The organism is Paenibacillus sp. W2I17 (genome assembly GCF_030815985.1).
In the GTDB taxonomy this organism is placed as follows: Bacteria; Bacillota; Bacilli; order Paenibacillales; family Paenibacillaceae; genus Paenibacillus.
The window spans coordinates 5,450,566-5,470,212 of record NZ_JAUSXM010000001.1 but is presented as its reverse complement, the minus strand read 5'-3'; the positions used below and the strand labels follow the sequence as shown (position 1 = coordinate 5,470,212).

General features: G+C 46.8%; 16 protein-coding genes, 13 tRNA genes and 4 rRNA genes. 4 read left to right on the top strand and 29 right to left on the bottom strand.

The annotated features are described in order from the left end of the window. Positions 1 to 493 precede the first annotated feature (493 nt). Positions 494 to 835: a WGxxGxxG family protein gene (locus QF041_RS24520; protein WP_307415975.1), complete on the top strand. Its 342-nt coding sequence runs from the start codon at positions 494 to 496 to the stop codon at positions 833 to 835. Positions 836 to 1,052: 217 nt separating this feature from the next. Here QF041_RS24520 and QF041_RS24515 read toward each other — a convergent pair. From QF041_RS24515 to QF041_RS24425, 19 genes are all read right to left on the bottom strand, one after another. After that, positions 1,053 to 1,123, bottom strand: a tRNA-Gly gene (locus QF041_RS24515). A 13-nt stretch (positions 1,124 to 1,136) separates the two neighbouring features. Next, positions 1,137 to 1,210: transfer RNA gene (locus QF041_RS24510), tRNA-Pro, on the bottom strand. Positions 1,211 to 1,225: 15 nt separating this feature from the next. Next, positions 1,226 to 1,302, bottom strand: a tRNA-Arg gene (locus QF041_RS24505). 7 nt (positions 1,303 to 1,309) lie between these two features. Continuing rightward, positions 1,310 to 1,384 (bottom strand) — tRNA-Gly (locus QF041_RS24500). Positions 1,385 to 1,394: 10 nt separating this feature from the next. After that, positions 1,395 to 1,475 (bottom strand) — tRNA-Leu (locus QF041_RS24495). Positions 1,476 to 1,481: 6 nt separating this feature from the next. Beyond that, positions 1,482 to 1,557, bottom strand: a tRNA-Lys gene (locus tag QF041_RS24490). Between the two features lie 9 nt (positions 1,558 to 1,566). Next, a tRNA-Gln gene (locus QF041_RS24485) sits at positions 1,567 to 1,641 on the bottom strand. 10 nt (positions 1,642 to 1,651) lie between these two features. Next, a tRNA-Val gene (locus QF041_RS24480) sits at positions 1,652 to 1,727 on the bottom strand. 7 nt (positions 1,728 to 1,734) lie between these two features. Further along, positions 1,735 to 1,806, bottom strand: a tRNA-Glu gene (locus QF041_RS24475). A 10-nt stretch (positions 1,807 to 1,816) separates the two neighbouring features. Continuing rightward, positions 1,817 to 1,889, bottom strand: a tRNA-Thr gene (locus QF041_RS24470). Positions 1,890 to 1,892: 3 nt separating this feature from the next. Next, positions 1,893 to 1,968 (bottom strand) — tRNA-Asn (locus QF041_RS24465). An 84-nt stretch (positions 1,969 to 2,052) separates the two neighbouring features. Then, positions 2,053 to 2,169: ribosomal RNA gene (gene rrf, locus QF041_RS24460) — 5S ribosomal RNA — on the bottom strand. 78 nt (positions 2,170 to 2,247) lie between these two features. After that, a 23S ribosomal RNA gene (locus tag QF041_RS24455) occupies positions 2,248 to 5,176 on the bottom strand. Positions 5,177 to 5,380: 204 nt separating this feature from the next. Beyond that, a tRNA-Ala gene (locus QF041_RS24450) sits at positions 5,381 to 5,456 on the bottom strand. A gap of 22 nt (positions 5,457 to 5,478) precedes the next feature. After that, positions 5,479 to 5,555: transfer RNA gene (locus QF041_RS24445), tRNA-Ile, on the bottom strand. A 36-nt stretch (positions 5,556 to 5,591) separates the two neighbouring features. Next, positions 5,592 to 5,708: ribosomal RNA gene (gene rrf / locus QF041_RS24440) — 5S ribosomal RNA — on the bottom strand. Positions 5,709 to 5,865: 157 nt separating this feature from the next. After that, positions 5,866 to 7,418 (bottom strand): 16S ribosomal RNA (locus QF041_RS24435). The 16S, 23S and 5S rRNA genes sit together here with 13 tRNA genes alongside, the layout of an rRNA operon. Positions 7,419 to 7,897: 479 nt before the next feature. Further along, complete coding sequence (locus QF041_RS24430) at positions 7,898 to 8,128, bottom strand: hypothetical protein (protein ID WP_017692114.1); 231 nt, start codon at positions 8,126 to 8,128, stop codon at positions 7,898 to 7,900. 155 nt (positions 8,129 to 8,283) lie between these two features. Further along, a complete protein-coding gene (locus QF041_RS24425; protein WP_307415974.1) occupies positions 8,284 to 8,901 on the bottom strand; it encodes a stage II sporulation protein M in 618 nt (205 codons plus the stop codon). A 122-nt stretch (positions 8,902 to 9,023) separates the two neighbouring features. Between QF041_RS24425 and pdaB the strand changes: the two genes are divergently transcribed. Beyond that, a complete protein-coding gene (gene pdaB, locus QF041_RS24420) occupies positions 9,024 to 9,800 on the top strand; it encodes a polysaccharide deacetylase family sporulation protein PdaB (RefSeq protein WP_091039181.1) in 777 nt (258 codons plus the stop codon). Positions 9,801 to 9,900: 100 nt separating this feature from the next. On the opposite strand, the gene QF041_RS24415 is transcribed toward pdaB, so the two are convergent. Next, positions 9,901 to 10,533: a KinB-signaling pathway activation protein gene (locus QF041_RS24415; RefSeq protein ID WP_047841115.1), complete on the bottom strand. Its 633-nt coding sequence runs from the start codon at positions 10,531 to 10,533 to the stop codon at positions 9,901 to 9,903. A 125-nt stretch (positions 10,534 to 10,658) separates the two neighbouring features. Between QF041_RS24415 and gerD the strand changes: the two genes are divergently transcribed. Then, positions 10,659 to 11,417 carry a spore germination lipoprotein GerD gene (gene gerD / locus QF041_RS24410; protein ID WP_307415972.1) on the top strand — a complete coding sequence of 253 codons (759 nt, stop codon included), beginning with the start codon at positions 10,659 to 10,661 and terminating at the stop codon, positions 11,415 to 11,417. 89 nt (positions 11,418 to 11,506) lie between these two features. Here the strand turns inward: gerD and QF041_RS24405 are convergent, their stop codons facing one another. The 4 genes from QF041_RS24405 to QF041_RS24390 all read right to left on the bottom strand — a co-directional run bounded on the left by QF041_RS24405 (position 11,507) and on the right by QF041_RS24390 (position 15,397). Continuing rightward, the gene (locus QF041_RS24405; protein WP_307415971.1) at positions 11,507 to 12,607 is read right to left on the bottom strand and encodes an Mrp/NBP35 family ATP-binding protein; all 1,101 of its coding nucleotides are present in this window, start codon (positions 12,605 to 12,607) and stop codon (positions 11,507 to 11,509) included. Between the two features lie 79 nt (positions 12,608 to 12,686). Then, a complete protein-coding gene (gene cwlD, locus QF041_RS24400) occupies positions 12,687 to 13,442 on the bottom strand; it encodes an N-acetylmuramoyl-L-alanine amidase CwlD (RefSeq protein WP_036607212.1) in 756 nt (251 codons plus the stop codon). 69 nt (positions 13,443 to 13,511) lie between these two features. After that, entirely contained in the window at positions 13,512 to 14,681 is a 1,170-nt protein-coding gene (gene sat / locus QF041_RS24395; protein WP_307415970.1) for a sulfate adenylyltransferase, read from the bottom strand. A gap of 23 nt (positions 14,682 to 14,704) precedes the next feature. Beyond that, a complete protein-coding gene (locus QF041_RS24390) occupies positions 14,705 to 15,397 on the bottom strand; it encodes a phosphoadenylyl-sulfate reductase (RefSeq protein WP_124118836.1) in 693 nt (230 codons plus the stop codon). 203 nt (positions 15,398 to 15,600) lie between these two features. On the opposite strand from QF041_RS24390, the gene QF041_RS24385 reads away from it, so the two are divergent. Next, on the top strand, positions 15,601 to 15,792 hold the full coding sequence (locus QF041_RS24385; RefSeq protein WP_307415969.1) for a hypothetical protein: 192 nt from the start codon (positions 15,601 to 15,603) through the stop codon (positions 15,790 to 15,792). A gap of 409 nt (positions 15,793 to 16,201) precedes the next feature. Here the strand turns inward: QF041_RS24385 and rpsI are convergent, their stop codons facing one another. The 5 genes from rpsI to QF041_RS24360 form a co-directional block, all read right to left on the bottom strand. Then, entirely contained in the window at positions 16,202 to 16,594 is a 393-nt protein-coding gene (gene rpsI, locus QF041_RS24380) for a 30S ribosomal protein S9 (protein WP_017692105.1), read from the bottom strand. A 19-nt stretch (positions 16,595 to 16,613) separates the two neighbouring features. Further along, positions 16,614 to 17,051, bottom strand: coding sequence for a 50S ribosomal protein L13 (gene rplM / locus QF041_RS24375; protein WP_024633564.1), 438 nt, complete (start codon positions 17,049 to 17,051; stop codon positions 16,614 to 16,616). A 205-nt stretch (positions 17,052 to 17,256) separates the two neighbouring features. Beyond that, positions 17,257 to 18,030 carry a tRNA pseudouridine(38-40) synthase TruA gene (truA, locus tag QF041_RS24370; protein ID WP_307415968.1) on the bottom strand — a complete coding sequence of 258 codons (774 nt, stop codon included), beginning with the start codon at positions 18,028 to 18,030 and terminating at the stop codon, positions 17,257 to 17,259. A 159-nt stretch (positions 18,031 to 18,189) separates the two neighbouring features. After that, on the bottom strand, positions 18,190 to 18,555 hold the full coding sequence (gene rplQ / locus QF041_RS24365; protein WP_017692102.1) for a 50S ribosomal protein L17: 366 nt from the start codon (positions 18,553 to 18,555) through the stop codon (positions 18,190 to 18,192). A gap of 34 nt (positions 18,556 to 18,589) precedes the next feature. Continuing rightward, the gene (locus tag QF041_RS24360) at positions 18,590 to 19,534 is read right to left on the bottom strand and encodes a DNA-directed RNA polymerase subunit alpha (protein WP_017692101.1); all 945 of its coding nucleotides are present in this window, start codon (positions 19,532 to 19,534) and stop codon (positions 18,590 to 18,592) included. Positions 19,535 to 19,647: the final 113 nt, after the last annotated feature.

Genomic DNA, 19,647 nt, shown 5'->3' with positions numbered 1-19,647 from the left:
TATTTTTCTACTAGAAAAAATGGGGATTATCCCCGATTTACAGCACAAAAACACGCTTTTTTATTCATTTTCTTGTTCTGCTTCAATTAATGGTCATATGCTGTCGCATGATACCTTTTTCACGTACTTTAGATAAATCAAATGTCTCATACCTATGCTTAAAAATTTATAAATATACAGTTACTTTAGATATGATTCCATGGTACCTGATCGTAAGGTTAAACCGCATAATTTCATTATTTGAGAACAGATGATATACAAAGAAACATGACCGGCAAAGCAAGCTTTTGTATACTTTACCACAGTGACGCAATAAATTAAAGGTGTAATTATAAATTTCTTCCCACTACAAGTCTGCTTATTAGGGGAGGTTCTTATGTATGTTCCTAGCCTACTGTAAACGTAGGGATATCTTAACAGACCATTTCTACATAATGTTCTTAGCTTATTGGGCAGATTAATCTATAGCTCTTACTAAAAAGGAGGAATCCAAATGATGAAGAAAGGTACAACAATTATTGCTTCCGTGCTTCTGGTAGCCGCGATGGCTGGCCCTGCTGCTGCTGATGGTCAAATGTCCAAAGGAATGGATACCAACACCAATGGCTCACGTGTCCGGTCTTATCAGGACACCAACTACATGGATCGCACAAATACCAACCTGAATATGGATGGAAACTACCGCAACAATGGTGACTATCGTACCAACAATGTTCGGGCGAACGCCACAACAAACGACCGTGACAACGACATGGATTGGGGCTGGCTCGGTTTGCTGGGACTGCTTGGATTAGCTGGCATGCGTAAAAGAGTGACGGACCACAACGAACGTTAAATAGTACTCACGTCACGTTACAATAGCTGCTACGTCTTAGAAGCAGCTCATCCACAGAGATAAACATAAGAGCCAAGACCTCCCTATTTGGATAGTAAAGGGGTCTTGGCTCTTTTTTAAATAAACCTGTATTGTACTTTACATAACTGCTAATTATTACGTTAATAAAAATAAAAAAGCCTCTGCATCTGCAAAGGCTTTTTTATTATATCCTGTAAGCGGGTGATGGGAATCGAACCCACGCTATTAGCTTGGAAGGCTAAAGTTCTACCATTGAACTACACCCGCATAAACAAAAAAATCGGGATGACACGATTTGAACATGCGACCCCCTGGTCCCAAACCAGGTGCTCTACCAAGCTGAGCTACATCCCGATACTAAAAAAATAATGGCGCGCCCTGAGAGATTCGAACTCCCGGCCTTTTGATTCGTAGTCAAACGCTCTATCCAGCTGAGCTAAGGGCGCAAAATATTGGAGCGGAAGACGGGAATCGAACCCGCGACCCTCGCCTTGGCAAGGCGATGCTCTACCGCTGAGCCACTTCCGCAAATAAAGGATGCGCGTGGAGGGACTTGAACCCCCACGTCAAAGACGCTAGATCCTAAGTCTAGTGCGTCTGCCAATTCCGCCACACGCGCATATGATGGTGAGTCATGAAGGGCTCGAACCTTCGACACCCTGATTAAAAGTCAGGTGCTCTACCAACTGAGCTAATGACTCATACTAAAATGGCTGGGGATATAGGATTTGAACCTATGCATGACGGAGTCAAAGTCCGTTGCCTTACCGCTTGGCTAATCCCCAATAAAAAATATGGTGGAGGCTGAGGGGATCGAACCCCCGACCCTCTGCTTGTAAGGCAGATGCTCTCCCAGCTGAGCTAAGCCTCCAACTTTATGACCCGTAGGGGATTCGAACCCCTGTTACCTCCGTGAAAGGGAGGTGTCTTAACCCCTTGACCAACGGGCCCCATTTCCAAAGCTCTCAACCGGGATCGAACCGGTGACCTCATCCTTACCATGGATGCACTCTACCTACTGAGCTATGAGAGCAAATGGCTCCCCGAACAGGGCTCGAACCTGTGACAACTCGATTAACAGTCGAGTGCTCTACCAACTGAGCTATCAGGGAATAATATGCATTTGCAGGGCAAATGCAATTCATCGTACAACGTCCACATGCAGAGCCTGTTTTCTATGTATGATGAAAGAGTTCGCTTGGCGGCGTCCTACTCTCCCAGGACCCTGCGGTCCAAGTACCATCGGCGCTAGAGGGCTTAACGGTCGTGTTCGGGATGGGTACGTGTGGAACCCCTCCGCCATCGCCACCAAACGCATAGCTTAGCTTACATTCAGAGATCGTTCTCTGAAAACTAGATTCGAAACGAAACATGCGAATTATCACTTGCTATTGGATAAGCCCTCGACCGATTAGTACTGGTCAGCTCCATGCATTGCTGCACTTCCACCCCCAGCCTATCTACCTCGTCGTCTTCAAGGGGTCTTACATACTGGGAAATCTCATCTTGAGGGGGGCTTCACGCTTAGATGCTTTCAGCGTTTATCCCGTCCGTACATAGCTACCCAGCGGTGCTCCTGGCGGAACAACTGGTACACCAGCGGTACGTCCATCCCGGTCCTCTCGTACTAAGGACAGCTCCTCTCAAATTTCCTACGCCCACGACAGATAGGGACCGAACTGTCTCACGACGTTCTGAACCCAGCTCGCGTACCGCTTTAATGGGCGAACAGCCCAACCCTTGGGACCTACTTCAGCCCCAGGATGCGATGAGCCGACATCGAGGTGCCAAACCTCCCCGTCGATGTGGACTCTTGGGGGAGATAAGCCTGTTATCCCCAGGGTAGCTTTTATCCGTTGAGCGATGGCCCTTCCATGCGGTACCACCGGATCACTAAGCCCGACTTTCGTCCCTGCTCGACTTGTAGGTCTCGCAGTCAAGCTCCCTTATGCCTTTGCACTCTTCGAATGATTTCCAACCATTCTGAGGGAACCTTTGGGCGCCTCCGTTACTCTTTAGGAGGCGACCGCCCCAGTCAAACTGCCCACCTGACACTGTCCCCGCACCGGATTACGGTACCAGGTTAGAACCTAGATACGATCAGGGTGGTATCCCAACGTTGCCTCCATGCAAGCTGGCGCTCACACTTCAAAGGCTCCCACCTATCCTGTACAGATCGTACCCAAATTCAATATCAAGCTGCAGTAAAGCTCCATGGGGTCTTTCCGTCTTGTCGCGGGTAACCTGCATCTTCACAGGTATTAAAATTTCACCGGATCTCTCGTTGAGACAGCGCCCAAGTCGTTACGCCATTCGTGCGGGTCAGAATTTACCTGACAAGGAATTTCGCTACCTTAGGACCGTTATAGTTACGGCCGCCGTTTACTGGGGCTTCGGTTCACAGCTTCGGGATTACTCCCTAACCACTCCCCTTAACCTTCCAGCACCGGGCAGGCGTCAGCCCGTATACTTCGCCTTACGGCTTCGCACAGACCTGTGTTTTTGCTAAACAGTCGCTTGGGCCTTTTCACTGCGGCCCCCTCGTGCTATTCACACTACCGGGGCACCCCTTCTCCCGAAGTTACGGGGTCATTTTGCCGAGTTCCTTAACGAGAGTTCTTCCGCGCGCCTTAGAATACTCTTCTCGCCTACCTGTGTCGGTTTGCGGTACGGGCACCTTCACCTGGCTAGAGGCTTTTCTTGGCAGTGTGAGATCATGACCTTCGCTACTATAATTTTCGCTCCCCATCACAGCTCAGCCTTAATGATGTGCGGATTTGCCTACACATCAGCCTTACTGCTTAGACGGACATCCATCAGTCCGCGTCACTACCCTACTGCGTCCCCCCATTGCTCATAACGGCTTACGGTGGTACAGGAATTTCGACCTGTTGTCCTTCGACTACGCCTTTCGGCCTCGCCTTAGGTCCCGACTTACCCTGAGCGGACGAGCCTTCCTCAGGAACCCTTAGGCTTTCGGCGGATCAGATTCTCACTGATCTTTTCGTTACTCATACCGGCATTCTCACTTGTATAATGTCCAGCGCTCCTTACGGTACACCTTCAACCCTTATACAACGCTCCCCTACCCCTGATGCAAAGCATCAAGCCATAGCTTCGGTGGTGTGTTTAGCCCCGTTACATTTTCGGCGCAGAGTCACTCGACCAGTGAGCTATTACGCACTCTTTCAATGGTGGCTGCTTCTAAGCCAACATCCTGGTTGTCTGTGCAACTCCACATCCTTTCCCACTTAACACACACTTGGGGACCTTAGCTGATGGTCTGGGCTGTTTCCCTTTTGACAATGGATCTTAGCACTCACTGTCTGACTCCCGGAAGTAAGTCTATGGCATTCGGAGTTTGACTGAGCTTGGTAACCCTTGCGGGCCCCGCACCCAATCAGTGCTCTACCTCCACGACTCTGTTTTCCGAGGCTAGCCCTAAAGCTATTTCGGGGAGAACCAGCTATCTCCGAGTTCGATTGGAATTTCTCCGCTACCCCCACCTCATCCCCGCATTTTTCAACATGCGTGGGTTCGGGCCTCCAGTGCGTGTTACCGCACCTTCACCCTGGACAGGGGTAGATCACCCGGTTTCGGGTCTACGTCCACGTACTATATCGCCCTATTCAGACTCGCTTTCGCTGCGGCTCCGGCTCTTCACCTTAACCTTGCACGGGAACGTAACTCGCCGGTTCATTCTACAAAAGGCACGCCATCACCCCTAAAACGGGCTCTGACTTTTTGTAAGCACACGGTTTCAGGTTCTATTTCACTCCCCTTCCGGGGTGCTTTTCACCTTTCCCTCACGGTACTGCTTCACTATCGGTCGCTAGGAAGTATTTAGCCTTGGCAGATGGTCCTGCCGGATTCATACGGGGTTTCACGTGCCCCGCACTACTCGGGATCCGTCTCGGAGGGAACAGACTTTCAATTACAGGGCTTTTACCTTCTTTGGCGGGCCTTTCCAGACCTCTTCGCTTAACCGGTTCCTTTGTAACTCCATGTGAGACGTCCCACAACCCCAAAGAGCAAGCTCTCTGGTTTGGGCTTCTCCGCGTTCGCTCGCCGCTACTGACGGAATCACTATTGTTTTCTCTTCCTCAGGGTACTTAGATGTTTCAGTTCCCCTGGTATGCCTCTGCATAACCTATGTATTCAGTTATGAGTAACTGGAAATTACCCCAGCTGGGTTTCCCCATTCGGACACCCCCGGATCAAAGCTTGCTTACAGCTCCCCGAGGCAGTTTCGTTGTTCGCCACGTCCTTCATCGGCTCCTAGCGCCTAGGCATCCTCCGTGTGCTCTTAGTAGCTTAACCTCGTGCTCCGGTTTCGACTGCTCGCTTCCCTTGTTTTGCTTGCGCAAAGCCAAAAGTCGCTCCCATTCGATACCATCGTACGTGCAATCTACCTTATAAAAACACTTCACTTGTTTACACAAGATCAGCTTAAAGGAATGTTCTAATTCGCGTTTGTTTCGTTTCGATATCTAGTTTTCAAAGAACAAACTTGTAAAATTTTTTTGGTGGAGCCAAGCGGGATCGAACCGCTGACCTCCTGCTTGCAAGGCAGGCGCTCTCCCAGCTGAGCTATGGCCCCATATAAAGTTTAAAGGTATAGATGGTGGGCCCTGGTGGACTCGAACCACCGGCCTCACCCTTATCAGAGGTGCGCTCTAACCAACTGAGCTAAGGGCCCACATTACATATACTATTTGAACCCAAAATGGGTTACGCTTGGCGGCGTTCTACTCTCCCAGGACCCTGCGGTCCAAGTACCATTGACGCTGAAGGGCTTAACGGTCGTGTTCGGGATGGGAACGTGTGGAACCCCTTCGCTATCGCCACCAAACGTTTGAGAGTTTGAGCTCTCAAAACTGAACAACGAGTGAGTTGCTTTGCTCTTCATTTCATCCACACCGAAGTGACGGACCGAAATGAATCGCTGTCGCAGGTTCTAAGAACCTGCTTATTTGAATGTTTCCGTTGCAGGAAACGATTCTCCATAGAAAGGAGGTGATCCAGCCGCACCTTCCGATACGGCTACCTTGTTACGACTTCACCCCAATCATCTATCCCACCTTCGGCGGCTGGCTCCTTGCGGTTACCCCACCGACTTCGGGTGTTATAAACTCTCGTGGTGTGACGGGCGGTGTGTACAAGACCCGGGAACGTATTCACCGCGGCATGCTGATCCGCGATTACTAGCAATTCCGACTTCATGCAGGCGAGTTGCAGCCTGCAATCCGAACTGAGACCGGCTTTGTTGGGATTGGCTCCATCTCGCGATTTCGCAGCCCGTTGTACCGGCCATTGTAGTACGTGTGTAGCCCAGGTCATAAGGGGCATGATGATTTGACGTCATCCCCACCTTCCTCCGGTTTGTCACCGGCAGTCTATCTAGAGTGCCCACCCGAAGTGCTGGCAACTAAATATAAGGGTTGCGCTCGTTGCGGGACTTAACCCAACATCTCACGACACGAGCTGACGACAACCATGCACCACCTGTCTCCTCTGTCCCGAAGGAAAGGTACATCTCTGTACCGGTCAGAGGGATGTCAAGACCTGGTAAGGTTCTTCGCGTTGCTTCGAATTAAACCACATACTCCACTGCTTGTGCGGGTCCCCGTCAATTCCTTTGAGTTTCAGTCTTGCGACCGTACTCCCCAGGCGGAGTGCTTAATGTGTTAACTTCGGCACCAAGGGTATCGAAACCCCTAACACCTAGCACTCATCGTTTACGGCGTGGACTACCAGGGTATCTAATCCTGTTTGCTCCCCACGCTTTCGCGCCTCAGCGTCAGTTACAGCCCAGAGAGTCGCCTTCGCCACTGGTGTTCCTCCACATATCTACGCATTTCACCGCTACACGTGGAATTCCACTCTCCTCTTCTGCACTCAAGTCACCCAGTTTCCAGTGCGATCCGGGGTTGAGCCCCGGGATTAAACACCAGACTTAAATGACCGCCTGCGCGCGCTTTACGCCCAATAATTCCGGACAACGCTTGCCCCCTACGTATTACCGCGGCTGCTGGCACGTAGTTAGCCGGGGCTTTCTTCTCAGGTACCGTCACCTTGAGAGCAGTTACTCTCCCAAGCATTCTTCCCTGGCAACAGAGCTTTACGATCCGAAAACCTTCATCACTCACGCGGCATTGCTCCGTCAGGCTTTCGCCCATTGCGGAAGATTCCCTACTGCTGCCTCCCGTAGGAGTCTGGGCCGTGTCTCAGTCCCAGTGTGGCCGATCACCCTCTCAGGTCGGCTACGCATCGTCGCCTTGGTGAGCCGTTACCTCACCAACTAGCTAATGCGCCGCAGGCCCATCCCCAAGTGACAGATTGCTCCGTCTTTCCAGTTTCCTTCAGGCGAAGAAAACAACTATTCGGTATTAGCTACCGTTTCCGGTAGTTGTCCCAAACTTGAGGGCAGGTTGCCTACGTGTTACTCACCCGTCCGCCGCTAACCATCGGAGAAGCAAGCTTCTCTTCAAGTCCGCTCGACTTGCATGTATTAGGCATGCCGCCAGCGTTCGTCCTGAGCCAGGATCAAACTCTCCAATAAAGTATTGAAAAGAGCGATAAGCTCATTTTGAATCTGACGAGATTAAAAATCTCATTTGTGCTCCAGCCGATTCAAGCCAAGGCTTGTCTCAAACTTTCGCGTTTCATTCTGCAAGCAGAATGTTTACTCACTCGTTGTTCAGTTTTCAAAGATCAAAAATTCAATTTAGTGCTGTTTTTCATGTTGTCGTCGTTTCAGCGGCGACTTTTATAATATATCATGTTGAAGTTCTCTTTGCAAGCATTATTTTTCCGATTATTTTCAATCGCTTTATTTTCATGCTTGTTTCAGTGAACCGCTCCTAAAAAAGGAACGAAAATTAATTTACCATATGAAATTAGAAAGGTCAACCCTTTTTCGACAAAAAGTATGAATCCCATAACAATTTCACATTCTCATGGTTCAGAGGTACAGCACCCGCTATGAAGAGCCGCACCTCATTCCACTACTGTAAATCGAATATATGACCAGCTTCAGCATTATGGCTTCGACTTTTTCAGCTTCCCACCTCTTGCATACTTGGACAACTCTTTTGGCGGGGCAAAGCGTGCATACATGCGGAACACAGTCTTATATCGGCTCGCGATAGCATATTTGATCTCTTGGTCAAGACGATTATCACTCAGATCGAACAGCATTTCATCTAATTCTTTACGCAGCACATAGTCTAGTTCCTTGCATTCCTTCTCGTTAAACAACATACCCAGCATTAGAGTTCTCCTTTTTGTGCATAGCCTCTTTATCACACTTACACAAGTTTCATGCAACACCCCGTGCATTCTCGCTTTTGTGGGTGCTGCTGGAACCCGTTTTATTGTTATGGTCAACTTTCTGAAAATTTATGAATGCCAACCAGCACAAAATTTTATCCTCTCACCAGAGTATACGTAAGTGTGCTTTCGATGATTGCTGCAACAAGAAGCAAGATGACAACCCAGAAGGATGCCGTTAATGTCCTATTCATGAATACTCTCCACCGGGTACCCATCGTATTTCGCTTGTCACTTCCAAGTTGCGCAAGGCTTTTGATAACCAGACCACCAAACTTCAGTCCGAAGGCGCAAGCAATAATAATGACAGGAATCTCAATAATGCCATGCGGAAGTAAACCTTTAACCACAATATCATAGAAGCTTGCTCCATAATTCATCGTGGTGTGCACCACAAATCCAAGGACCATCCCATTGATCAGCAGGAAGATGAGAGGCAGAATTCCGAAGAATATACCAGCATAGATGACAAGTACACTTTTGATGGCATTATTGAAAAAGATAAACAGGAAGAAGTTCCATTGCACATTGCCCCCCTGCTCCAGCCGTTCACTGACTTCACGTAGTCCTCCGATTTGGTTCAACAATAGTTCTTCCAGTGGCCCTGTACTCACCCATCCTGCCCCTATACCAACAGCAAACAAAACTACGGACCAGATTAATGCACTGCGAATGGAACTAAGATCTCTAAGAAATGTACTGAATTTTAACATAATAACCTCCTGTAGAATCTAAAATGATGGACAAACAAGGTTCCGTTACGAATAACTGGGGAGTACGAGCATACATTGGAGAGTAAACAAGCATTTCTTATGGGAGAGGGGCGCTTATTGAAATGAACTCGTTCTATGTATTTAGCGGCAAAAAGATTAAACGGTACCTGATTGTCCTCGTTGCTGCCATCTTTGCGATCGGTATTATTTATCTGGAGAGTGGGAACGTCTCCGTATTCTCGGAGGAAGCACCATCAGCCGTCTACAGCGTTCCAACCGAGAAGAAGGTAATCGCACTTACCTTTGACATTAGCTGGGGAGATAAACGGACAGAGCCGATTCTGAAAGTTCTTCAGGAGAATAAAGTGCAGAAGGCAACCTTTTTCCTTTCCTCCCCCTGGAGCAAGACACACCCTGAAATTGTTACTGCCATCAAAGAGGCAGGATATGAAATTGGCAGCCATGGTCACAGACATGAAAACTACAGCAGCCTGACCGAAGAAGAAATACGCAAAGAAATTTCGACAGCTCATAGCATTTTAACCGATTTAACGGGAAAAGAACCGAAATTACTGCGTCTGCCCAACGGGGACTTTGACAAGCGTGTGCTTCAGGTAGCCAATAGTCTGAATTATCAGGTTGTGCAGTGGGATACCGACTCTTTGGATTGGAAAAACCCTGGTGTACAGACCATAGTTGATCGCGTAGTAAGCAAAGCACATCCAGGGGACATCGTACTGCTGCATGCAAGCGATTCTTCTAAACAAACACATGAAGCACTCCCTGTCATTATCGACAAATTAAAAAATCAGGGCTATGAATTCGTAACCGTGTCTGAGTTGCTTAACCATTCCAGTGTAGAAGGTAAGGAAGTTCGTGATCAAGCCAGCGGTCAATAATTGGTAGATTGCTTGGGCTACAGCTCAAATACGAGTGTAAAAGTTGAAAAGAGCTAACCAGGTTAGCTCTTTTTGGTATGTTTTTTATGCAAAACGAATTCTATGCTCGGCTTTCTTTCAACTGTTCTGCCTTTCCACTTACACTCCGATTCGTAGATACATCCACCAGCCTGTGCAATATCAGCATTTGGTATGCATTACATAGGAGCAAGGGAACCACAATAAATATGGTTGCAGCATTCACATCAATACGTAATACGCCGATCGTCTCCACTATGGTGACGGCAATCATGAAAAAGAGTGTAGGTACGAGCGCGGAGATATGAGTCAGCTTTACTTTAACGTAAGCGGTAACAATTGCAGCTGCCAAAATAATGATACCTAACACAATATCCGATATGCGCTCCCGGTCTCCCCCAACAAACAGACGTAAAAACATCACGTCAAGCAGGGCTAACACCGTTAGTACAATCTGCACGATCTGCCAACCGCGCTTTGGAAATACACCTTTACCCATATAATTCAATATCAGATATGCAAAGAAACCCATTTGTGAATACACGCTGATCATAACCCCTGATCCGAATAGTATCAAAAGATACAGAAGAAAATCATTCAACCCATTTGTTTTCTCCCCGTTCACCAGCATCATAATCAATCCTGTACCCAATGCTCCCGCGGCCCCAATAAGCAAGGCTGTCCAAAACAGGAAAAACCATCTACGTAAATTCAAAAGTTTTCCACCCCCGAGTGTTTATTTTACCAACCTTCTCAGCAAAAAACCATCATTGCTCAACATATTTCCCCCTTTCCCATCACATACTACATCCAGTATCTAATCAAGGAGGGATTGTACACATGAAACGGCCTTTGTGGCAGCTATGCTGTGTCGTACTGGGGCTATCCGTCATGCTTGTCGGCTGCGGTTCAGATCAGAGTTCTTCGCCTCCTCAGGGCAGTTATAAAGAGATGAAAACAATGGTTGTAGATATTTTGAAAAGTGACGAAGGCAAGAAAGCGGTAGAGGAAGCTCTTACCGGTCAAAGCTCATCCAGCGGTGAAGGCGGCGGTTCAGAAGAAGGTGGCGGCGGATCGGGTGGTGGTTCGGGAACCATTGGTATGAAAATGTTAATGCCTGTGCAATCTTCGGAACAAATACGTATTGCAGTAAAAGATACCATCACAGCTCCCGAATATAAGAAGGAGTTCGAAAAGATCATGACCGATCCGCAGTTTGCGGGTGAATTTGCCAAAGTGATCAACGCACAAAGTAAACAACTTCATATGCAATTGATTAAAGATCCCACATATCAAAAGTCTGTTGAAGACATCATGAAGTCACCTGAGGTATCCAAGATGTTCATGGATATGACGAAGACTCCGGATTATCGTAAACAGACGATGACTGTCATGCAGGAAGTGATGCAAAACCCGTTGTTCCGCATGGAAGTACTCACTTTGCTCAAGAAGGTAGTACAGGACGAATTGCAACCCAAAGTGGAAAGTGGCGGAAAACAGGGGGAAGAGCAAGGCGGACAGCAAGAGGGTCAGGGCGAAGGTGGTAGTGATGGCGGAGATGGTGGAAGTGGAGATTCTGGCGGCGGTGGAGGTTCATAAACAGTAGATGTTGGTATATTACAGAAACTGAAAAGCCTGCATCCGAATGGTGGACGCAGGCTTTATTTGTATTTATAACACTCATACCATTAGAATTTGGATTCAATGGACCGCGCAACTTCATCGTAGATAGCCCCTATACGGGAATCTGCTTTGTAAACTGAAGGTGAGAAATCAGGCTCGGAAGGATGATTATCCGGCGTGCCTAATGGAATCTGGGCAAGCAGGCTTGTATGCAGACTTTCCGCAAGTCTCCCCCCGCCTCCACGACCAAAGACATAATCCTTCTCTCCGCAACTGCCACACTCATAGTAAGCCATATTCTCAACCACACCAAGCAACTCATGATCGGTCTGAATGGCCATCGCACCCGCACGTGCTGCGACAAAAGCTGCCGTTGCATGCGGCGTGGTAACGATGATCTCCTTACTCTGTGGCAACATCTGATGCACATCCAAAGCAACATCTCCCGTACCTGGTGGCAAATCCAGTAATACATAATCCAATTCGCCCCACTGGACATCCGTAAAGAATTGACGCAGCATCCGACCTAGCATGGGTCCACGCCAGATTACCGGGTTGTTCTCCCGAATAAAGAAGCCCATCGACATGACTTTGACGCCAAAACGTTCAACCGGTTGAATAACGCCATCTTCAACGACCGGATATTCTTCAATCCCCATCATGTCGGGTACACTGAAGCCATAGATATCCGCATCAATTAAGCCCACTTTCTTGCCTTGACGTGCCAAAGCTACAGCCAGATTAACGGTTACCGTTGATTTACCAACGCCACCTTTACCACTGGCCACAGCAATAAAACGAACACCCGATTCAGGACTTAACAGCTCATGTCCATCCAGACCCGCTGCGTGACCTTTTACGAGCACTTCGTCCCGATCTGGCTCATCATCGGGTCGTCCCATATTCAGGCTCTCACGATCATGCTCAGAAGCTGCACGTACACGAATATGTACATCCTTCAGTCCGTGCTGGGACAAAAGATTACGCGCTGCATCACTCAAGGCTGTTGTATCCTCAGGTCGATTTTCCAGTGTCACTATGGTCAGAGCCACATGATTTTCTTTCACCATAATATCTCGAACCCATTCCAGTTCGGTCAGACTTACTCCCAATTGTGGTTCTTGTAATGGCTGTAATAGTTCAAGTATCTGTTCTTTTGATAACATCAGACAGCACCTCAGCTTTATCTATTGGCATGTAATTAGGTATGCTGATCCAATTATATCATTACCTTTCTTGTTCTGACTAACTTTTAGGCCGTTCTCCAGAGGAATATCTGAGAATTCCATTATAGATCGAAGCAGCCACCTTGCGTTGATAAGCTTCGTCGGCAAGCATACGTGCCTCTTCCGGATGAGAAAGGAAACCCACTTCTACCAGCGCTGAAGGGATCTTCAGCGCCTGTAACAGATAAACCGTATTCACCGTTTTGGCGATTCGATCTGTATTCTCCAGATTACGAACCATCTCTTGTTGAAGCAGATTAGCCAAACCTTCGTTATCCGGATGGTTCGTTGTATAGAAAACCTGCGCTCCACTCCAGCGGTTGGATGGGACACTGTTCATGTGAATGCTAATAAAGAGATCTGCTTGCTTATCCTCTATCCGCCGTACTCTTTGTTTCAGATCTTCCGTCTTACGTTTGGAGTACCCCTTGGTGTCCGATTCGGCCAAATCGGTATCTATTTCTCGTGTCATAACCACTAAGGCCCCTGCCTGTTGCAAATAATCTCTCACATACAGGGCGATAGACAGATTGATATCTTTTTCAATAACCCCCTGTTTACTCACCGCTCCTCCATCTGGACCTCCGTGTCCTGCATCAATGGCAATGACTTTACCTGCCATCGGCAAACTCCAATAACCTGACGTCTTAGCGGAAGGCAGTTCATAGGACATTACCGCCACTAACATGGCCAGTAGACAGAGACTCAGCATGACCCTTTTAATTGTTTTTAACCTAATCCAGACTACAAAGTGTTTCCCCATATTTTTACGCATAAAAAAAACCACCTCGTCCCTATAAATGATTCTAATCATCTATATGGGACAAGATGGACAAATATACCGCTAGGACCGGACTTGCTCCGCCATTCCTTCAATCAGCACCTCAGCTACCTCAGGACGTGTAAATTCAGGTGGAGGGCACTGGCCGTCACGGAGCAGCCCGCGTACTTTGGTGCCAGAAAGCGCCATATGATGTTCTTTATCATGTGGACAAGTTTTGCTGGATGCCATGTTTCCACATTTGGTACAGAAGAAACTATGTTCGAAGAACAACGGAGTGATCCCCAGTTCCTCTGCTGTAAAGTTAGTAAAGATCTCCTGTGCTTCATATGTTCCATAATAATCACCAACACCCGCATGGTCACGACCAACAATAAAGTGGGTACACCCGTAATTTTTGCGAACCATTGCATGGAAAATAGCTTCACGTGGACCGGCATACCGCATCGCTGCGGGGAACACACCAAGGAACGCACGATCAGCCGGGTAATAGTTCTCCAGTAATACCAGATAACTCTTCATCCGAACATCTGCGGGAACATCGTCCGACTTCGTCTCTCCAACAAGCGGATTCAGGAAGAGTGCGTCTACAATCTCCATAGCGCTCTTCTGAATGTATTCATGAGCCCGATGGACCGGATTACGTGTCTGAAAACCCACTACGGTCTTCCAACCCTTCTCCTGAAAAATCTTCCGGGTATCTGCAGGATCATAATAGAATTCTTCGAATTTCGAAGGTTTTGGACGGTTCAGCACTTGGATTGGACCTCCTACGTATGTTGCAGGACGCTCCAACAGTTTTTTAACACCCGGGTGCTCAGGATCATCTGTTTTGAATACACGCCGGGCTTCTTCACCCTGATCCACCTGGTATATACTTTGGACTTCGAGCAATCCATATGTGACTCCATCTTGATCACCAACAAGTTTCACACGTTCACCAATCTGGAGGGATGCGGCTTGTTGATCGTCAACAGCAAGTGTGATTGGTATACTCCAGACAGTTCCATCGGCGAGACGCATGCGAGATACCACCGAGAGGTAATCTTCCTCATTCAAGAAACCTTGAAGTGGTGAGAAAGCACCTACACCAATCAGATCCAAATCTGATATCGTCCAGGTATTAATAAGCAAAGAGGATAAGTTTTTACTGTCTTGCAACAACTGCTCCCGTTCTTCTCCTTGTACGATACGCTGAACCAGCGTACCTCCATGAGGCAGAATCGATGTCATCTTGTCAGCTCCTTGTATATCTATTATTTATGAAGGCCACATTCCGTCTTATCATTACCAGACCAGCGTCCAGCACGAGGGTCCTCACCAGGCATAACCTGACGTGTGCAATGCTCACAACCAATACTTGGGTAGTTCTGATCATGAAGAGGGTTATATACAACGTTATTGTCACGAATATATTGCCATACATCCTCAGTCGTCCAGTGTGCAATCGGATTAAACTTCATCAGGCCAAATTTGGAATCATATTCAACCTTCTTTGAGTTTGCACGAGTTGGTGCTTGATCTCTACGAATACCTGTAATCCATGCATCATACTGAGAAAGAATACGTGTTAACGGTTCGACTTTGCGAATGTTACAGCACCCATTGGGATCAGACTTCCACAACTCTTCACCGTGTTGAGCTGCCTGCTCTTCCGGAGTAATCTTAGGTGACACGCGTACAAATTCAAGGTTGTAGTTCTCCTGCATCTTATCACGTGTTTCGTATGTTTCTTTAAAGTGAAAATCTGTATCCAGATAAAAAATATCTGTGGATGGGCTAATCTTCTGCAACATATCTACAAGTACAACATCTTCTGCACCAAAGCTACATGCAAAAGTGATATTAGGAAATGTTTCAATAGCGTAACGAATAATATCCTCCGGACTAGCATGTTCCAGTTCCTCTGCCTTCGTCCGTGCCAATTCTTCTTTCTCCAACAAGTTCATCTGTGAATTTCCCCCATTCTGCATTTCAATACTCCCTAAAGCCGACTAATCTAATATGAATTATGTTTAGTATAAATCTTTCATTGGGGATGTCAATGCCTGCCATATGGTAAAATAAATCAGTTTTTGACCATTTTTAATCGTCGCTCTCACACAATATTTTCGTTCAATTTATCCATTTCTCTGTTTACGAGATAAAAACAATGCTGTTGGCTCAGGTCATTAGGAAGGTGAAAATACATCTCTTAGCCTGGGAAACCTTTGCTGCTGCTGGGTTTGGACAGTTCATGTCGCAAAGAGCAACATCAAAAATTCAATGGGCGATTGAAGATGAAGGACGAAAAGCAGAAGTTTTAAGGGGATCAGCGTTGCGACATTTAGCGGTTGATATGTAAGGGACTTTTATCGCTTCCATAAGAAATACTGATATGGTTTGCAATAAAGATTTAAGCGCAAAAACAGTAAGCCGAGTTCATTCAAGAAATCCGGAGTGAGTTCTAACAGATGATTTTATAAAGAGATGTTATAGAATGTGTGGTGAGCGATGAGTAAGAGCGTAAGAGCAAATCCAATGATCTAAACGATTAGAGAGGTTCAGTAAGATGTAGATGTATTAACGTACATATTAAAGGATTGTATTTAGGGACATTAAGAGAACATAGAAAAAAGCAATGGAGGAAAAATGCACAAGCACAGGGAGAGACATCAGAGGTATGAGAGCTATCGCACAAACTAATATAATATATGGCGGAATAGTCATGAATATATAAAAAAGCCTTTGACCGAGGCCAAAGGCTTTTAATATTAACGTTTGGAGAACTGAGGTGCGCGACGAGCCGCTTTAAGACCGTATTTTTTACGCTCTTTCATACGTGGGTCACGAGTCAGGAATCCTGCTTTTTTCAGGGATGCACGGTATTCCGGATCTGCTTTGAGCAGAGCGCGGGAGATACCATGACGGATAGCGCCGGCTTGACCGGAGATTCCGCCACCATGAGCAATAACAAGAACGTCATAGTTGTTGAGCGTTTCTGTCAAGTTCAGTGGTTGTTTTACGATCAGTTTGAGTGTTTCCAAACCGAAGTATTCATTAATATCACGTTTATTGATGACAATGCGTCCTTCACCCGGTACAAGGCGAACACGTGCTACCGAATGTTTACGACGACCTGTCCCATAGTATTGTACTTGTGCCATGAAACTGTCCTCCTTTTAATTAACCGCGAAGTTCGTAAACTTCTGGTTTTTGTGCTGCATGTGGATGCTCAGTGCCTCTGTACGCTTTAAGTCTCAACTTCATTTTCTCGCCCATGCGAGTTTTAGGAAGCATACCGCGAACAGCCAATTCCAACATACGCTCAGGTTTGTTTTTAACCATCTCTTCAGCTGTAGTTACTTTCAAACCACCTGGGTGCATTGAGTGACGGTAGTATTTTTTACCTTGCATTTTTTTACCAGTCAATACGATTTTCTCAGCATTGATGATAACAACGAAATCGCCAGTGTCCACATGTGGAGTGAATTGTGGCTTGTGTTTGCCGCGAATCAAAGCTGCTGCTTCGCTCGCCAAACGTCCGAGGGTTTTGCCTTCAGCATCAATGATGTGCCATTGGCGCTCAACTTCGTTAGGCTTCGCCATGTACGTAGTACGCATGAAAAGTTCCTCCTTAAAATGTTCAAAATCATCATTTTCATTTATCTTCGATCGTTAAGTTATAACTTTAGGTGTTGATGGATTGTAAATTTGATGTGAACCTCTTAATTGGGGCTGTGGGAAAGCCATTAAGAAAACACAACTTTTATATTACATGATAGGCGATTAAATCGCAAGTGTTAATTAAGCTTTTCACTCACCAAATTTAATCTTTGTTGTATTCAAGATCCCAGAGCATTAAACCGCAGCTAACTGCAGTAGGTCCTGCAGCAGATCGATTACATGCAGCAATCATATTTGGTACATCAGAGGCTTTCCGTTTGCCCTCTCCGATCTCCAGCAGTGTCCCTACAATGATACGAACCATATGCTGCAAAAAGCCGTTACCACTCACATAAATGTGAATGACACCCTGATCGCGCGGATGGTCTCTGCACATTGATCGGTCCACTTCCATCCATGCTTCGTATACCGAACGGACATGATTCTCTTTCTGAGACTTGCGTGAAGCAAAAGAGGTAAAATCATACGTCCCTATGAAATGTCGTAAGCCCTCCTGCATTGCCATAATATCAAGCTTCGCATGATGATGATATTGCAGTCTTCTGTTGAATACATCCGGAAATTGATTCGCATTGACTGTATAACGATACGTTTTCTTTTTCGCTGCATAGCGAGAATGAAAATCAGCCGAAACTTCAATCGCATCAATAACGACAATATCGGAGGGTAATCTGGAGTTGAGTGCAATACACCAGCGTTCAATCGGGATCTGGGACTCCGTAGGAAAATTGAAGATCTGTCTGCGAGCGTGAACACCTGCATCTGTTCGGCCTGAACCTGTAATTTTAACCTTCTCACCAGTTAAAGCACGAATCGCATCTTCAAGATGATCCTGAATGGTATTCCCACCCGGCTGTACTTGGAAGCCGTAATAGGCAGTGCCATCATAAGTTAACGTCATACATAAGTTCCGCATTAATACCACACCTTTGTTCCATACTATACATATCCCTATCCCGAACAGCAAAAGAAGCCCCTTACGGAGCTTCTATTACAGCACGAATTCCGAAATGAAGAGAAAAAAAGGGTTAATCCAGAATCGTTGATTCTGTCCCCTTTCCTCATCTCATCTGTTTTACGCGCGGTCTACCAGTTCCAAGTAAACCATTGGCGCTGCGTCACCACGACGAGGTCCCAGTTTCAAGATACGAGTGTATCCACCTGGACGCTCAGCGTAACGACCGGACAATTCGCTAAACAGTTTTTGGATTGCATCTTGCTCACCATCGATAGTTTCGCGGCGAACATAAGCTGCCACTTGGCGACGGGCATGAAGATCTCCCTTTTTCGCTTTAGTGATCAATTTTTCAGCAATAGAGCGAACCTCTTTTGCTTTCGCTTCAGTTGTCTGAATGCGTTCGTATAAGAACAGGTCGGTTACCAGGTCACGGAACAAAGCTTTACGTGCGCTGGAATTACGGCCCAACTTTTGGTATGCCATTGTTTTCCCTCCTTCACTTCAAGCACTCGGCTGTCTATTCTTCTGTACGGAGTCCCAAACCAAGTTCCTCAAGCTTCTCTTGAACTTCTTCCAAAGACTTGCGTCCGAGGTTACGGACTTTCATCATGTCTTCTTCCGTTTTCGTAGTCAGCTCTTGCACGGTATTAATACCGGCACGTTTGAGGCAGTTGTAGGAACGAACAGAGAGATCCAGCTCTTCGATCGTCATTTCGAGTACTTTTTCTTTTTTGTCTTCTTCTTTTTCGACCATGATTTCTGCATCTTTCGCTTCGTCTGTAAGACCCACGAAGAGCATCAAATGCTCAGTCAAAATTTTAGCGCCGAGGCTTACAGCCTCTTCAGGACGAATACTTCCATCAGTCCAAACTTCCAACGTGAGCTTGTCATAGTTGGTCACTTGACCGACACGCGTATTTTCCACAGCGTAGTTAACGCGACTGATCGGGGTGAAGATGGAATCGACTGGGATGACGCCGATCGGCTGGTCATCGCGTTTATTCCGATCTGCCTGGACGTAGCCGCGACCGCGATTGGCAAAAATACGCATGTGAAGTCTCGAACCTGGTCCGAGCGTAGCAATGTGCAAATCCGGATTAAGGATTTCCACATCGGAGTCAGCACGGATATCTCCAGCCGTAATTGCTCCTTCGCCTTCAGCATCAATCTCGAGCACTTTCTCCTCGTCTGAATGAATCTTAAGCGACAAAGCTTTCAGGTTAAGAATAACCTCCGTTACATCTTCCATTACGCCAGGAACTGTAGCAAATTCATGCAGAACGCCATCGATTTGAACCGAAGACACTGCCGCACCCGGCAGTGACGAGAGCAAGATTCGGCGAAGCGAGTTTCCAAGCGTCGTACCGTATCCGCGCTCAAGCGGTTCTACTACGAATTTCCCATAGGTGCCATCATCGTTGACGTCTACCGTCTCAATTTTCGGCTTTTCGATTTCAATCACTGCAATACCCCTCCTTCAAAACGTCGGTCCTCTATGAAACATTTACCTTCTCTTGCGAAAACATGTAGTAGTATGCCTAAACAACCATTATTAGCAGATTGTGCCGGAAATAT

Coding starts and splice junctions, on each gene's coding strand:
- QF041_RS24405 (WP_307415971.1), bottom strand. CDS start 12,607: ATGTTATCAAAAGAACAGATACTTGAACTATTACAGCCATTACAAGAA.
- truA (WP_307415968.1), bottom strand. CDS start 18,030: ATGCGGAACTTATGTATGACGTTAACTTATGATGGCACTGCCTATTAC.
- cwlD (WP_036607212.1), bottom strand. CDS start 13,442: ATGCGTAAAAATATGGGGAAACACTTTGTAGTCTGGATTAGGTTAAAA.
- pdaB (WP_091039181.1), top strand. CDS start 9,024: ATGAACTCGTTCTATGTATTTAGCGGCAAAAAGATTAAACGGTACCTG.
- QF041_RS24390 (WP_124118836.1), bottom strand. CDS start 15,397: ATGAACTTGTTGGAGAAAGAAGAATTGGCACGGACGAAGGCAGAGGAA.
- QF041_RS24430 (WP_017692114.1), bottom strand. CDS start 8,128: ATGCTGGGTATGTTGTTTAACGAGAAGGAATGCAAGGAACTAGACTAT.
- sat (WP_307415970.1), bottom strand. CDS start 14,681: ATGACATCGATTCTGCCTCATGGAGGTACGCTGGTTCAGCGTATCGTA.
- QF041_RS24520 (WP_307415975.1), top strand. CDS start 494: ATGATGAAGAAAGGTACAACAATTATTGCTTCCGTGCTTCTGGTAGCC.
- rplM (WP_024633564.1), bottom strand. CDS start 17,051: ATGCGTACTACGTACATGGCGAAGCCTAACGAAGTTGAGCGCCAATGG.
- rplQ (WP_017692102.1), bottom strand. CDS start 18,555: ATGGCATACCAAAAGTTGGGCCGTAATTCCAGCGCACGTAAAGCTTTG.
- rpsI (WP_017692105.1), bottom strand. CDS start 16,594: ATGGCACAAGTACAATACTATGGGACAGGTCGTCGTAAACATTCGGTA.
- QF041_RS24385 (WP_307415969.1), top strand. CDS start 15,601: ATGCTGTTGGCTCAGGTCATTAGGAAGGTGAAAATACATCTCTTAGCC.
- gerD (WP_307415972.1), top strand. CDS start 10,659: ATGAAACGGCCTTTGTGGCAGCTATGCTGTGTCGTACTGGGGCTATCC.
- QF041_RS24425 (WP_307415974.1), bottom strand. CDS start 8,901: ATGTTAAAATTCAGTACATTTCTTAGAGATCTTAGTTCCATTCGCAGT.